Consider the following 14,452-nt stretch of genomic DNA (forward strand, 5'->3'; position numbering starts at 1 on the left):
GCAGAGAGTTCCTTACTTGGTGAGGGAATCGAGAGAGGGGCCGAGGATCCAGCTGGCGATCTCTCGGATCGCGCCGTCGCCACCGGGGACGGTGGTGACCGCGCGTGCGGCGCCGCGCACGACGTCGTGGGCGCTCGCGACCGCCACGGGCCAGCCGACGAGGGCGAAGCACGGGAGGTCATTGACGTCGTTGCCGACGTAGAGCACGCGCTCCGGCGCGATGCCCTGCTCCTCGCACCACTGCTTCAGCGCGAGGTCCTTGCGGTCGATGCCGTGCAGCACCGGGAGCCTGAGCTTCCGGGCCCGGGCGGCGACCACAGGGTTCTGTTCCGTGGACAGGATCAGCATCTTCAGGCCCGAGTTGCGCAGGGCCCCGATGCCGAGGCCGTCTCCGCGGTGCACGGAGACGAACTCCCGTCCATCGGCGTCGATCAGCACCCGGTCGTCGGTCTGGGTGCCGTCGAAGTCGAGTACGACCGCGTCGATGTCGTCGGCGGTCGGGAGCGCGCCGGGGCGGTCCGCGTCGAAGAGCGGTGCCAGGGCCCGGGCGCGGGCGAGGTCGTGCGGGTCGTCGATCTCCAGCACGCGTGCGGGGTCGGTGCGGACCAGTTCGGTGCGGCCGAAGAAGCGGTGCTGGTGCTTGCGGAAGCCGGCCGCCTCCATGGCGTAGGCGGCGCCGGTCTCCAGCAGGTCCTGGGGGCGGTCCTGGCGGCGGGGGCGGTAGGACTTGTCGTGGTTGACGCCGTAGCCGCCGCCGACGGCGGCGTCGGCCTCGGACACGCTCCCGGCGGCGACCTCGTCCTCGGCGTCGCGCCAGACGAAGCCGTGGAAGGGCGCCACGGTGAGCGCCGTGTCGGCGCCGTTCTCCACGATGGCCGCGGCGACCCCGTCGACGTCCTCCCGGACGATGAACGGGCTGGTGCACTGCACCAGCAGCACCACGTCCACGACCGCCCCGTGCAGGGCCTCGTGGGCGTCCACGGCGTGCAGGACGGCGGCCTCGGAGGTGGCCGTGTCGCCGGCGATGGCGGCCGGCCGCAGCACGACCTCGGCGCCGGCCTGACGGGCGGCGGCCGCGATGGCCTGGTCGTCGGTGGAGACCACGACGTCCGTCACCAGCCGGGCCGCGCGGCACTCGCGCACCGCCCGCGATATCAGGGGGACGCCGCCGACGGGGGCGAGGTTCTTCGCGGGCACGCCCTTGGAGCCGCCGCGCGCGGGGATCACCGCGAGCACGCGGCGCACCGCGGCGCCTCGTCCCGCTTCCGGGTGGGACATGGGGTCTACTCCTTGGGCTCCTTGGGCGGAGGGCTCGGGGCGGCTCACAGCTCCCCCATCCGCCGGATGACGGGCGCCACGCGCTGCACGCCGTGCCGGTAGGCGCCGCGCGCCGCCCGGCGCACGATCTGCCGGACCGGTCCGGGCTCCCTGTCGGCGGCCGGCGCGCCGGGCAGCGGGGTGCCGTCCGGGCCGAGGTGGTGGCGGGCGAGGATCCCGGGCAGATAGCCGGGCGCGGTGACGGGTGTGTAGTAGGGGGTCAGCGGGGGCAGGCCGCCGGGCCGGTCGAGCAGCTTGGCGATGCGTTCGCGTGCCGCGTCGAAGGCGGAGTCGTAGGTGCCGTCCGCCGCGACGCCCTGCCGGGCGACCCACTCCTCGTCGGGCGCCGGCCGGTGCCCGGCGTCGAGCTGGTCCCAGGAGGCGAGGCAGCCGGAGCCCACGAAGTGGTGGTTGCCGAGGGCCTCACGGACGCCGAGGTCGGTCAGCACGACGGTCGGGATGCGGCGGTGCAGCGACTCCAGGGCGGCCGTGGAACTGACCGTCACGAGCAGGTCGGTGCGGTCGAGGACCTCGCCCATGTTCCCGTAGACCAGACGGAAGTTGGCCGGGGGATCGAGGCGCTGCACCAGCTTCTGGTACGGCAACTCCTCGATGTGGGTGGTGTGTTCGCCCGGCCTGGAGCGCAGCTTCAGCAGCACCTCGCGCTCGGGGTGCCGACGGGCGTGCTGGACCAGCCGGTTCAGCAGGTACGTACGGTCCTTGCGGCTGTCCGGCACGGAGGGCTGGGCGGCGAAGACGACCGTGTAGGGCTTGCGCCCTTGCTTCGCAGAGGGGTCGTGCTCGCCGGCGTAGGGAGCACCGCCGAGGAACGGCAGGGCCACCTCGGTCACCGACGAGGCGTCGGCGCCCACCCCTTCGTAGACGGCCCGGAAACGGTCCGCGTCCTGACGGGAGTTGGCGAGGACCAGGTCCGCGCCGTGCCGCAGCAGCAGGCCGTCGGCGAGCTTCTCGTAGACGACACCGACGTAGCCGGTGACGACGACGGGCCGCGAAGTCCGGTTCTCCCAAGCGCGCTTGAGGCCGTGCAGCATCGCCTGCACTCCGCCGCCGACGAGGGCGAGGACGAGGATGTCGTAGGACTCCTCGGCCATGGTGCGCAGGAACTCGACGGCGGTGACTTCCCGCAGCGAGTCGGCGCGCACGCCCACTTCCTCCAGCTGGCGCGGCGTGGGCGTGGCCCGGCCGCGCAGCAGGAATCCGTCGAGGGCGGGGCCGACTTGCGCGGCCTCGCGCGGTGCGGTTTCCATGGACTGTCCCGGGGCGATGCGGTGCGCGGTGAGCGCACCCCATTTCCAGCGGGTGTCGGAGTCCGCGAGGACGGCGATTCGCGGGCGGTTCGGTGTACTTGCTGGCACGTCGAAGACGCTAGGAAGCAATTCCTAGGTATGGCGGAACCGCGACTCAACGAAAAGTTAACAACACCCCACCGGGAGCCGAACTGGCCCGTGGCGAACCGGGAAGTACACGGGGTGCACCGTTCTGACACATTGAGTTCACCCAGTGTACGCGCACCGGAAAGTTGCGGAGCCGGACGGCCTCCTAACGTTTTGCGGGTGCCTAAGCTTTCCGTGATCGTGCCGTTCTACAACGTGCAGCAATACGCCCCGGACACCCTCAGAAGCCTTCGGTTGAATGCCGACCGCGATTTCGAGTTCATCCTGGTCGACGACCATTCGAAGGACGAAACACCGGCCATTCTCGAACGGGCGGCCGAGGACCTTTCGGATGTCGCGCAGGTGCGTTACATCCGACACGAGAAGAACGGGGGGCTCGCCACCGCCCGCAACACCGGCCTGGACGCGGCGCAGGGCGAGTACCTGACGTTCCTGGACGGCGACGACTGGCTGGCCCCCGGCTACCTCGCCGAACTGGTTTCCGCCCTGGACGAGTTGGGCTGCGACTTCATCCGCACCGACCATGTGCAGGCCACCGCGCGCGCCCGTTCCGTGTCCCGGGTGCCGGTCGGCCGGCGCTGGGAGGCGTTCGACCCGCGGGAGGCGATCCTGCCCGCCCACCGCTCGACCTCGGTGGACTACGCCTACGCCTGGGCCGGCGCCTACCACCGCCGCCTCCTCGACCGGGGCGTGCTGCACTTCACCGACGGGCTGCGCACGGCCGAGGACCGGCCGTGGATATGGAAGCTGCACCGCGAGGCGGAGTCGTTCGCCGTGGTGAGCCTGCTGGGCGTGTTCTACCGGCGCGGGGTGGCCTCGTCCCTGACGCAGATCGGCGATGTCCGCCAGCTCGACTTCATCCGTGCCTTCGACCAGGTGATCGAGGAGACGGCCGCCGACCGTGAGGCCGACCGGCTGCTGCCGAAGGCGGTACGGACGTACTGCGCGATCATCGCGCACCACCTTTCCAACGAAGACAGGTTCGAACCGGCCGTGGCCAGGCAGCTGCGGTCGATGAGCGCGGCGGCCATCAAGCGCATGCCACAGGACGCGCTCGGTGACGCACTGGAGGCCATGGACATGGACCGCTCGTCCAAGCTGCGGCGGCTGCGGCGCAGGGTCACCCCGGCGGGAGCGGCCGCCTGATGCCCGGGACCACACAGATCTTCTGCGCCTCGACGCTGTACGGCGTCGCCACCCTGGCCGCCGCGATCGACTCGGACCTCTTCGAGGAGCCGGACCGCCGGGTACTGCTGGTGTTCAACAACTCCGCGAACCCGGAGACCACCCCGGCCCTCGACGAGATGCCGGGCTTCGCGCCGCTGCGCGAGCACTTCGACGACGTGCTGTCCTGGAACGACGCCATCCGCCCGTTCCACCCCGGGGCCTGGACGCCGCGCTCCGACGACATCCCGCTGTTCGAGCGCTATCTGCGGATGCTGTGGGGCCTCGGCGACGACCGGGTGAGCCTGGTGCTGGAGTCCATCCAGGTCGCGCCCGCGCTCACGGTGGCGCAGCTGTTCACCGACGCCCCCATCGACGTCTACGCCGACGGGCTGATGAGCTACGGCCCCACGCGCAACAAGCTCGACCCGCTGGTCGGCACGCGCGTGCGGCGGCTGCTGCACCTCGACCTGGTGCCGGGGCTCACGCCGATGCTGCTGACCGAGTTCGAGGTGCCGGCGCGTCTGGTGCCGTCGCCCGCGTTCCTGAAGGTGCTGGGCGAGGTCACCGAGACCGTGCCCGAGCTGCCCGACCTGCCCGGCGACGCGGCGCTGCTGCTCGGCCAGTACCTGTCGGCGCTGAACATCCTCTCCCCCGAGGAGGAAGAGGACCTGCACGTGCGGATGATGCGGGGCGCCGTCGCCCGTGGCCACCGCACGGTCGTCTTCAAGCCCCACCCGACCGCACCGGCCCGCTACAGCCGCGCCCTGGAGACCGAGGCCGAGAAGCTCGGCGTGGACCTCACCGTGCTGGACACGCCCGTGCTCGCCGAGGTGCTGTTCGACCGGACCCGGCCCGCGCTGGTCGTCGGCTGCTTCTCCACGGCGCTGTTCACGGCCTCGGTGTTCTACGAGCTGCCGGTCGCGCGCATCGGCACCGAACTGCTGCTGGAGCGGCTGACGCCGTACCAGAACAGCAACCGGATCCCCACCACCCTGGCGGACGCGCTGCTGCCCGACCTGGACGGCGGCGAGGACGGCGACCTGCTCCCGGCCGAGTTGCTGTCCGACCTGGTGACCGCGGTCGGGTTCACCATGCAGCCGCAGATCTATCCGGACCTGCGCCCGCAGGCGGAACAGTTCCTCGCCCGCCATCTCGGTCCGCGCACCCGGCGCTACTTCAAGAAGCGCCGACTCACCTCGCTCGGACTGCCCGGCGGTATTCCGCAGCGGCTGGCGTTCCTGCCCCGCAATTCCACGGCACGCAGGGTGGTCCGGCGGGCGCGGGCGCTGCGCAAGGCGGTGCGCCGCTGAGGCAGGTCCGCCCGGCGGCCTGGCTCGGCGACATCCAGATGAACCCATGAAGGCCGGCAGGCGAAGGCTGACTCCGTCGAACATTTTGGCGTCGATCTCCGCCCTAGGGTGACAGCCGGCGCCCTGCCCGCCCACAGGCGGCTCAGGTGAAACGACATGCGAGCTACAGAGGTTTTCAGCGTGACCGAGACGGTCGTCAGCACTCCCAAGCCCCGGCCCGAAGTCGCCGTGCTGGTCGAACCGCCAGGCGCCACGACCGTCCCACCGCGCCGGAAGGACTCCGGCGGCCGGCTGCGCGCCCTGGACGGACTGCGGCTGGTGGCCGCGCTGATGGTGGCGGCGTACCACTACGGCGGGCGCGACGGTGAGGTCTCCGAGGCCTGGGGCAGCTCGCCCAAGGAGCAGTTCCCCACGCTGCACGAGTACTTCGCCTACGGCTGCCTCGGCGTCCAGGTCTTCTTCGTGATCAGCGGGTTCGTGATCTGCATGAGCGGCTGGGGCCGGCCGCTGAAGTCGTTCTTCGCCTCCCGCGCCTCCCGGCTGCTGCCCGCCTACTGGGTGGCGGTCATGCTCGTGACGGCGGTGTTCGCGCTGCCCATGGTGGCCTATCAGGCGGTCTCGCCGAGCGACGCGCTGGTGAACCTGACCATGCTTCAGATGCCGCTGGGCGTGGACCGGGTGCTCGGGGTGTGCTGGACGCTGTGGGCGGAGGTCCGCTTCTACGCGCTGTTCGCGCTGTGCGTCGTGCTCCCCGGGGCCAACCGGCGCCGGGTGATCATGTTCTGCGCCGGCTGGATGCTGGCGGCGGTGATCGCGGCGAGCGCGCACATGCCGCTGCTCGACGTCGTCGTGATGCCCGAGTACGCCCCCTTCTTCATCGGCGGCGTCGGCCTCTACCTCGTCCACCTCGACCGGCGGGACGCCTACGGGTGGGGCATCGTCGCCGTGAGCTGGCTGATCGGTCAGCACTACGCCGTGCAGGGGCTGTGGCACGCGCCCGACGCGGGCGGCTTCTCCTACCGCTCCTCGCTCGGCATCGCCCTCGTCGTGACCTTCGGCTTCGTCGCCGTCGCCGCGATCGCGCTGGGCTGGCTGCGCTGGGCGAACTGGCGCTGGCTGACGGTGGCGGGGGCGCTGACATATCCGTTCTACCTCGTCCACGAACACCTCGGCTGGGTGGTGATCCACGCCCTGCACCGCGGCCTGGATCTGCCGTCCGCGGCGACATTCGCCCTCACAGCTGCCTCGATGCTGCTGCTGGCGTGGCTGCTGAACCAGTATGTGGAGAAGCCGCTGACGCCGCGGTTGCGGGCCCTGCTGGCCAAGGGTCGCTGAGCTGTTCACGGGACGTTCAACCAACCGTCGGTTGGGGCAACGCTCAAGGAGAAGGCTCGTCTCATGACCAACGCACAAGCGACCGACACGTACCCCGGCGAACTCGCCGACGTCCCGGGCTGGTTCCCGCCGCTGGACCAGATGCTGTTCACCTGGTTCCTGGAGCGGCAGCAGAAGCAGGGCATGAGCGGAGACCTGCTGGAGCTCGGCGTCTACATGGGCAAGAGCGCGATCCTCCTCGGCCACCACCTCCAGGACGGCGAGAAGTTCACCGTCTGCGACCTGTTCGAGGGCGACGCCCCGGACGAGGCCAACAAGGCGGAGTCCACGAAGTCGTACGCCTCGCTCACCCAGCAGGCCTTCGAGCGGAACTACCTGTCCTTCCACGACACGCTGCCGACGGTGATCGCGGCCCCCAGCTCGGTGGTGTCCGAGAAGGTGGCCCCGGACACCTGCCGCTTCGTCCACGTCGACGCCTCGCACCTGTACGAGCACGTGTACGGCGACATCGGCGCCGCCCACGACATCCTGCTGCCCGAGGGCATCGTGGTCCTCGACGACTTCCGTTCCGAGCACACGCCGGGCGTCTCGGTCGCCGCCTGGGAGGCCGTCCTCAACCGCGGGCTGCGCCCGGTCTGCCTCAGCACGCAGAAGCTCTACGGCACCTGGGGCGACCCCGAGCCGCTTCAGGAGGAACTGCTCGACATGCTGCGGCAGCGCACGGACGTCGGGCTGAGCGTGCAGGAGGCGGCCGGGCACCGGCTGGTCCGCGCCCGGTCCAAGGGCATGAAGCCGCCGCCCTTCCCGCCGTCCCGGCACTACGTGGCACCGGGACCGGCCAGTCCCCCGGCCGCCCCCGTCACCGAGTCCCGCGCGGCGCGCCCGGCCCGGCCCGCCCCGTCCCGGGCCCGCCGGCTCGCCAAGGACCTGCTGCCCCCCGTGGTCACCCGGGCCGTACGGCGGGCACGCGCGCAGCGGTCCTGAGCCGGGGTGTCATGAGACGCCGTAGCTCGCCCCGATCCCCTCGATCACGAGGGCGAGTCCCTCCTCGAAGTGCCCGTCGTAGTCCTCGAAGATCTCCGCGCCCGCCTGGGCCGACAGTGGGAAGTCGGCCATCAGGCGGGCGCGTTCGTCCATGTCGTAGCCCTCGCGCCGCTCGCCCGGCAGCGGCTGGACGCCCTGCTCCTCGGTGACGAAGCCCAGCGTGTACAGATACGTCGTGGTGAGGGCGCGGACCGCCTGGGCGAGGGTGAAGCCGGCGGCCGTGAACAAGCGCAGGTTGTCCTCCATCTGCCCGGCGTGCTCGATGCCGGTGAAGCGTGAGCCGCTGAACACCTTGGCGCCGTCCCGGTAGTCCAGCAGGGCGGCACGCAGCCCCCGGTTGGCCTTCAGCAGCCGCTCCCGCCAGGTGTCGGCCGGGTCGAGCGAGGCCCCGGCGACCATCCGGCGGTACATCTCCGTCGCCATCTCGTCGAGCAGCGCCTGCTTGTCCTTGAAGTGCCAGTAGAGGGCGGGCGCCTTCACGTCCAGTTCCCGGGCGATGGCACGCAGGGTCAGGCCGTCCAGGCCCACCTCGTTCAGCAGCCGCAGCGCGGTGTCCGCGACTCGTCGGCGGTCCAGGGGCTCGCGTCGTTCCGTACTCACGCTTGACAACTTAACACCGTTAAGCCGATCATCGGAAGGAGAGAACTTAACAGCGTTAAGGAGGGGTGGCTCATGGATACGGACGTACTGGTGGTGGGTGCGGGCCCGACCGGTCTGGCGCTCGGCATCGATTTCGCCCGGCGAGGCGTGGCCGCGCTGGTGGTCGAGAGGGCGGAAGGGCTCTTCCCGGGCTCGCGCGGCAAGGGCATCCAGCCGCGCACGATGGAGGTCTTCGACGACCTGGGCGTGCTCGACGCGATCCGCGCGGCGGGCGGCCCCTACCCGGTGGGGGTGGTCTGGCAGGACGGCAGGCGGACGGTCGAGCACCGGATGTTCGACCCGGCCGAGGCGAGCGAGGACTCGCCGTACACCGAGCCCTGGATGGTGCCGCAGTGGCGTACGCAGCAGATCCTGCGGGCACGGCTGGCGGAGCTGGGAGGAAAGGTGGCCTTCGGCCGGCAGGTCGTCGGCCTGACGCAGGACGCGGACGGGGTCCGCGCGGAGTTCACCTCCGGTGAGCCTGTCACCGCCCGGTACGCCGTCGCGGCGGACGGCGGCCGCTCGACGGTACGCAGGCTGCTCGGCATCGGCATGACGGGTGAGACCGTCGACCCGAACCCGACGCTGGTGGCGGACATCCGGATCAGCGGCCTGGACCGGGACAACTGGCACATCTTCCCGCCTGACGGGGACGGCGACGGCTTCCTCGCGATCTGCCCGCTGGCCGGCACGGAGGACTTCCAGCTGATGGCGCAGTTCCCGGACGGGACGACCCCGGACCTCTCCCTGGAGGCCATACGGAAGGTCGTCGCCGCCCGCTCGCACCTCACGCCGGAGGCCGTGACCGAGCTGCGCTGGGCCTCGGACTTCCGCCCCCGGGCGGCCCTGGCGGACCGCTTCCGCTCCGGTCGGGTCTTCCTCGCCGGCGACGCGGCGCACGTGCATTCCCCGGCCGGCGGCCAAGGCCTCAACACCAGCGTCCAGGACGCCTACAACCTGGGGTGGAAGCTGGGCGCGGTGCTGACGGGCGGTGCACCGGCATCGCTCCTCGGCACCTACGAGGAGGAACGGCGCCCGATCGCCGCGGACATGCTCGGGCTGTCGACGAGCGTCCACCGCGGGGAGACGCGGCGCGGCGAGGCGACCCGCCAACTTGGGTTGGGGTACCGGGAGTCGTCCCTCACCCAGGAGACGCGTACGGCCCCGGGCGCCCTCCGGGCCGGCGACCGCGCACCGGACGGCACGCTGGACGGCGTACGGCTCTTCGACGCCTTCCGGGGGCCGCACTGGACGCTGGTGACGGTGGGGACGGCGGCGCCGGCGCTGCCCGAACCGGTGCACGCGGTCAGCGGGGCGGAGCAGGCCACGTACGGAAAGGGCCTGTTCCTGGTACGGCCGGACGGCTATGTGGGCTGGGCGGGCGAAACGGGCGACGGATTGGGGCAGTACATGGCGCGCGCCGGTCTCTAGTCGACACCGTGTCCCCGCACCGGACACCCGCCGCCGCGGGATACCCGGCACGCACACCACCGAAGGAGCGGCAGGAGGATCAGAACGCGTCGCTCGGTACGTACGTCCCCCACACCTCCCGCAGGGCGTTGCACACCTCGCCGACCGTGGCACGGGCCCGCAGCGCGTCCTTCATCGGGTACAGGACGTTGTCCGTGCCCTCGGCGGCCTTCTTCAGGGCGGCCAGGGCCGCGTCCACCGTCGGCTGGTCGCGCTCCGCGCGGAGCCTGGTGAGGCGTTCCACCTGCTGCGCCTCGATGGCGGGGTCGACGCGCAGGGGCTCGTACGGTTCCTCCTCGTCGAGCTGGAAGCGGTTGACGCCGACCACGACCCGCTCGCCGGAGTCGGTCTGCCGGGCGATGCGGTAGGCGCTGCGCTCGATCTCGTTCTTCTGGAAGCCGCGCTCGATGGCCTCGACCGCGCCGCCCAGCTCCTCGACCTTGGCCATCAGCTCGACGGCCGCGGCCTCCATGTCATCCGTCATCCTCTCGACGACGTAGGAGCCAGCGAAGGGGTCGACGGTCGCCGTCACGTCCGTCTCGTGGGCGAGGACCTGCTGGGTGCGCAGGGCGAGGCGCGCGGACTTGTCCGTGGGCAGCGCGATCGCCTCGTCGAAGGAGTTGGTGTGCAGGGACTGGGTGCCGCCCAGGACCGCCGCCAGGGCCTGGACCGAGACGCGGACCAGGTTCAGCTCCGGCTGCTGGGCCGTCAGCTGGACGCCCGCCGTCTGCGTGTGGAAGCGCAGCATCAGCGACTTGGGGTTCTCCGCGCCGAACTCCTCCTTCATCACCCGCGCCCAGATCCGGCGCGCGGCGCGGAACTTGGCGACCTCCTCCAGGAGCGTCGTGCGGGCGACGAAGAAGAAGGACAGGCGGGGCCCGAAGTCGTCGACGTCCATCCCGGCCGCGACCGCCGTGCGGACGTACTCGATGCCGTCGGCGAGGGTGAAGGCGATCTCCTGCGCCGGGCTCGCGCCCGCCTCGGCCATGTGGTAGCCGGAGATCGAGATCGTGTTCCACTTCGGGATCTCGGCCTGGCAGTACCTGAAGATGTCGGCGATCAGGCGCAGCGAGGGCTTCGGCGGGAAGATGTACGTCCCGCGGGCGATGTACTCCTTCAGCACGTCGTTCTGGATCGTGCCGGTGAGCCGGTCGGCGGCGACACCCTGTTCCTCCGCGACCAGTTGGTAGAGGAGCAGCAGCAGGGCCGCGGGGGCGTTGATCGTCATCGACGTCGAGACCTTGTCCAGCGGGATGCCGCCGAACAGCACCCGCATGTCGTCGATCGAGTCGATGGCGACGCCCACCTTGCCGACCTCGCCGTGCGCCAGCGGGGCGTCGGAGTCGTGGCCCATCTGGGTGGGCAGGTCGAAGGCGACCGACAGGCCCGTCGTGCCGTGGGCGATCAGCTGCCGGTAGCGGGCGTTGGACTCGTTGGCCGTGCCGAAGCCCGCGTACTGGCGCATCGTCCAGGGGCGGCCGGTGTACATGGTCGGGTACACGCCACGGGTGAAGGGGTACGCCCCCGGCTCCCCCAGCTTCTCCGCCGGGTTCCAGTCCCGCAGGTCGTCCGGCCCGTAGACCGGTTCGATGGGCAGTCCGGACTCCGACTCGCGCGCCATGGTCTGATGCCTCCCGCAGGACGGACTGTAGGGACCTCGCTCACCACCATGCCCCCTGGTTCGCGACGGGTCATCCCCGGGGAACATCTCAGGTGACATCCGGGCACACCGGTGAGACGACGGAGGGCCGCGTGCGTACCACGGGCATGGGGAGAGCAGCGATCGCAGTGGCAGTCGCCGGGGCGGCCGTGCTGGCGGGCTGTACCGTGCAGGCCCCTGACGGCGACGGGAGGCGCCGCTCACCAGTACACATCGAGTTACCCGGCGGCACCCCGTCCCCGGCCCGCACCCCCGCCGACGACGGCGGACCGGGCACCGCTCCCGCCCCGCCCGGCGACGAAAAGCCGAGCGCCGCCCCCGCCCCGCCCCGCGTGCTGTGGTCCCGCGGCGACACCGGCCGGGACGTCCGCGAACTCCAGGCCCGGCTGCGACAGGTCGCCTGGCTCTTCGACGGGCCGACCGGCACGTACGACGAGTCGACGGAGCGGGCGGTCAGCGGCTTCCAGGGCAAGCGGGGGCTGCCTCGCACCGGGCGGACCGACACCGTCACCTGGCAGCGGCTGCTGCGGATGACCCGCGAGCCGGGCACCTGGGACCTGTACCTCATGGGCGGCCAGCCGGCCGATCCGCCGGATCCGCGCTGCACGACCGGCCGGGTGCTGTGCATCGACAAGACCAGCAGGACGCTGCGCTGGATGATCGACGGCCGGACGGTGTCGACGATGGCGGTCCGCTTCGGCTCACGCGGCACACCGACCCGGGAGGGTGTGTTCTCCGTCTACTGGAAGTCCCGCGACCACGTGTCGACGCTCTACGACTCGCCCATGCCCTACGCGATGTTCTTCAGCGGCGGCCAGGCCGTGCACTACTCCCCCGACTTCGCGGCCCGGGGCTACGCGGGCGCCTCGCACGGCTGCGTCAACGTACGGGACGAGGGGGCGATCGCGGAGCTGTACGCGCAGGTCCGCGACGGCGACAAGGTCGTCGTGTCCTGGTGAGGACGCGGAAGGGGAATTGGGGCGCGGGCGGGACCGGGGGAACGTGTCCCGCCCGCGCTCAGGTGCACGAGCCGTAGGTACGGGGGGAACCCCGGCTCCGTGCGACGGCCGATGACCAGTCGGCTCACTCATTACTGCGCCAGGGCGACCGAAAACGTCACACCCTCGGCGAGGAGATTTTCGCGGAGTACGAAACCGCAGGTCGGAGGGGTTCGAGAGACCGCGTGGACCGGCCGCGGTCCGCGCCGTCATCGTCGCCGCCCCGCTTCTCGGCCCGCTTCTCGGCCTTCTCTTCGGCCTTCTCCTCGGCCTCGTCCTGCTTCCGGTCCTGCTTGCCGGACCTGTCCTCGCGGTTGCGCCGTTCCGTGTCCTCGTCCTGCCGCTCCCCCGAGCGGCCGTCGGCGCCGGACAGGACGCCCTCGCAGTACTTCCCGACCCGGGAGCCGCCCGCCGCGTCCCGCAGGGCGCGCCTGCGGTCGGCGTCCAGCCGCTTGCCGTCGCTGAGGTCGCGGCATGCCGAAGCGATCTTCCCGCGGCTGCCGCCGGTGCGGTCTCCCCGGTCGCCGGAGCCGGGCTTCGGGGCCGGGTCGTCGCGTGCCGCGTCTCTGCCGGGATCACCGGCGTCGCCCGTCGAGCCGCCGCCCGGGGCTCCGTCGGACGTGGAGCCGCCCTGCGCGTCGTCGCTCGGCGAGTGTGACACCAGCGGGCGCTCGGACGGAGTGACAGCGGCCGAGACCGAGGAGCCGGGGTGGGGATCGTCGTTGCCGAACGGTGCCCTCAGGGCTCCGGTTCCGGCCGCGAGGGCGGCACCTCCGGCCACGCCGACGGCCAGCACGGCGGCCAGGGCGTGGCGCGCGGGACGGGCCCAGCGCGGCCGCCGGACGTCGCCGGAGCCGCTGCCGCCCGGGCTTCCGATCCGGACCAGCCCGGCATGGGGGTCCTCGGTACCGGCCTGTCCGCCATCGGCCGCGGGGGCCGCTGGGGTGTCGGGGCGTTCCGCGCGCACCTTGCGGAAGGCAGCCATCGCCGCGGCCTCACCGGGGAGTTCCTCGCTGGTCAGCGGGGATGAGGCGGAGAGCGCGCGGAGTGCTGCGGCGAGCCGTTCGGCCTCGCCCGGGGCTGCGCCGTCGACAGCTTCGAGTGGCTCTCCGCTCAGCAAACGCTCCGTCGTTTCGCGGTCCAGCCACCAGTACTGCTCGTCGGCCATCACACATCCTTCTGCGTCCGCGCGACGCTCTGCTTCACACGTGCGGACGCCATGGCACCGCCGCGCGGTTCTCGCTGGGGCGGCAGAGCGTCGAGCACCCCCGCCGATTCCGGATCGGCCTCCGGATCGTCACCGAGCAGTTCGGCGAGCCGCCTCAGGCCCCGGTGGGCCGCTGTCCGGACGGCGCCCGGGCGCTTGCCTAGGGTCTCGGCCGCGGTCTTCGCGTCGAGCCCCACGACCACGCGCAGCACGACCGCCTCGGCCTGGTCCTGCGGCAACCGGGAGATCAGGGAGAACGTGCCGTCGGTGGCGAGCGCCTCGATGGCCTCGTCGGCGGTGTCGGACTCGGCGGCCCGGCCGGTCAGTTCCGTCTCGTCGCCGCCGATCGCCGGCCGGCGCCCGCGCATGCGTATGTGGTCCAGCGCGCGGTTGCGGGCGATCCGGGCGGCCCAGCCTCGGAATCGGTCCGCGTCGCCGGTGAACCGCTCCAGGTCCCGGGCGATCTGCAACCAGGCCTCGGACGTCACGTCCTCGGCGTCGGGGTCGCCGACCAGCGTCCGTACGTACCCGAGCAGCCGCGGGTGCACGGCTCGGTACACAGTCCGGAACGCGGTTTCGTCTCCGTCCTGTGCCGCACGCACCGCGGCGGTCAGCTCCGCGTCGTCCCCCAGCACCGCACCCCTTATGCGCCTAAAGCCGGCGCCGCTCTCGCGGACCGGGTTCTCGCCGTCGTGGTTCCTCAATTGATGGTTGCGGTGTCAAGACCGCAGGCCGTTGCGGTAACAAGACCGCAGGTGGTTGCGGTGGTCCTGGTGCCTCCGCGTTGGCGCGAAAGGCACGTTACGACCTGAAACCACTCCCCGTCCATGTCCGCCCGAGATGCAACTAAGCCGTGACAGGGTGGGGTGTGACAGAAAACGCACCCTGGA

12 protein-coding genes are annotated in these 14,452 nt (G+C 71.6%); 6 read left to right on the plus strand and 6 right to left on the minus strand.

Annotated elements, in window-relative coordinates; translation table 11 throughout:
* Positions 1-12: 12 nt before the first annotated feature.
* Both ACZ6TU_RS02010 and ACZ6TU_RS02015 read right to left on the minus strand, forming a co-directional pair.
* Positions 13-1,278: a cytidylyltransferase domain-containing protein gene (locus tag ACZ6TU_RS02010; RefSeq protein ID WP_467671758.1), complete on the minus strand. Its 1,266-nt coding sequence runs from the start codon at positions 1,276-1,278 to the stop codon at positions 13-15.
* Positions 1,279-1,322: 44 nt separating this feature from the next.
* Entirely contained in the window at positions 1,323-2,693 is a 1,371-nt protein-coding gene (locus tag ACZ6TU_RS02015) for a DUF6716 putative glycosyltransferase (protein WP_469545967.1), read from the minus strand.
* A 198-nt stretch (positions 2,694-2,891) separates the two neighbouring features.
* Here ACZ6TU_RS02015 and ACZ6TU_RS02020 point away from each other — a divergent pair, with 198 nt between their 5' ends.
* The 4 genes from ACZ6TU_RS02020 to ACZ6TU_RS02035 all read left to right on the plus strand — a co-directional run bounded on the left by ACZ6TU_RS02020 (position 2,892) and on the right by ACZ6TU_RS02035 (position 7,528).
* Positions 2,892-3,878 carry a glycosyltransferase family 2 protein gene (locus tag ACZ6TU_RS02020; RefSeq protein WP_467671762.1) on the plus strand — a complete coding sequence of 329 codons (987 nt, stop codon included), beginning with the start codon at positions 2,892-2,894 and terminating at the stop codon, positions 3,876-3,878.
* Positions 3,878-5,209 carry an alpha-2,8-polysialyltransferase family protein gene (locus ACZ6TU_RS02025; protein WP_467671764.1) on the plus strand — a complete coding sequence of 444 codons (1,332 nt, stop codon included), beginning with the start codon at positions 3,878-3,880 and terminating at the stop codon, positions 5,207-5,209. Before ACZ6TU_RS02020 ends, ACZ6TU_RS02025 begins: the two co-directional genes overlap by 1 nt.
* 180 nt (positions 5,210-5,389) lie before the next feature.
* Positions 5,390-6,544 (plus strand): acyltransferase family protein, encoded by a 1,155-nt coding sequence (locus ACZ6TU_RS02030; protein ID WP_467671765.1) that lies wholly within the window; start codon positions 5,390-5,392, stop codon positions 6,542-6,544.
* Between the two features lie 63 nt (positions 6,545-6,607).
* Entirely contained in the window at positions 6,608-7,528 is a 921-nt protein-coding gene (locus ACZ6TU_RS02035) for a class I SAM-dependent methyltransferase (RefSeq protein ID WP_469545970.1), read from the plus strand.
* 9 nt (positions 7,529-7,537) lie between these two features.
* Here the strand turns inward: ACZ6TU_RS02035 and ACZ6TU_RS02040 are convergent, their stop codons facing one another.
* A complete protein-coding gene (locus ACZ6TU_RS02040) occupies positions 7,538-8,188 on the minus strand; it encodes a TetR/AcrR family transcriptional regulator C-terminal domain-containing protein (RefSeq protein ID WP_469545974.1) in 651 nt (216 codons plus the stop codon).
* 72 nt (positions 8,189-8,260) lie between these two features.
* Here ACZ6TU_RS02040 and ACZ6TU_RS02045 point away from each other — a divergent pair, with 72 nt between their 5' ends.
* Positions 8,261-9,658 (plus strand): FAD-dependent oxidoreductase, encoded by a 1,398-nt coding sequence (locus ACZ6TU_RS02045; protein WP_469545977.1) that lies wholly within the window; start codon positions 8,261-8,263, stop codon positions 9,656-9,658.
* A 79-nt stretch (positions 9,659-9,737) separates the two neighbouring features.
* On the opposite strand, the gene ACZ6TU_RS02050 is transcribed toward ACZ6TU_RS02045, so the two are convergent.
* Positions 9,738-11,318 carry an acyl-CoA mutase large subunit family protein gene (locus tag ACZ6TU_RS02050; RefSeq protein ID WP_467671773.1) on the minus strand — a complete coding sequence of 527 codons (1,581 nt, stop codon included), beginning with the start codon at positions 11,316-11,318 and terminating at the stop codon, positions 9,738-9,740.
* A 146-nt stretch (positions 11,319-11,464) separates the two neighbouring features.
* Here ACZ6TU_RS02050 and ACZ6TU_RS02055 point away from each other — a divergent pair, with 146 nt between their 5' ends.
* On the plus strand, positions 11,465-12,316 hold the full coding sequence (locus ACZ6TU_RS02055; protein WP_467672558.1) for a L,D-transpeptidase family protein: 852 nt from the start codon (positions 11,465-11,467) through the stop codon (positions 12,314-12,316).
* A gap of 157 nt (positions 12,317-12,473) precedes the next feature.
* Here ACZ6TU_RS02055 and ACZ6TU_RS02060 read toward each other — a convergent pair whose 3' ends face one another.
* A complete protein-coding gene (locus ACZ6TU_RS02060; protein ID WP_467671775.1) occupies positions 12,474-13,523 on the minus strand; it encodes a hypothetical protein in 1,050 nt (349 codons plus the stop codon).
* Positions 13,523-14,197 carry an RNA polymerase sigma factor gene (locus ACZ6TU_RS02065; RefSeq protein WP_467671777.1) on the minus strand — a complete coding sequence of 225 codons (675 nt, stop codon included), beginning with the start codon at positions 14,195-14,197 and terminating at the stop codon, positions 13,523-13,525. The genes ACZ6TU_RS02060 and ACZ6TU_RS02065 overlap by 1 nt, the downstream gene beginning before the upstream one ends.
* Between the last annotated feature and the right edge of the window lie 255 nt (positions 14,198-14,452).

The sequence above is a fragment of the Streptomyces sp. NPDC052064 genome, assembly GCF_055585925.1.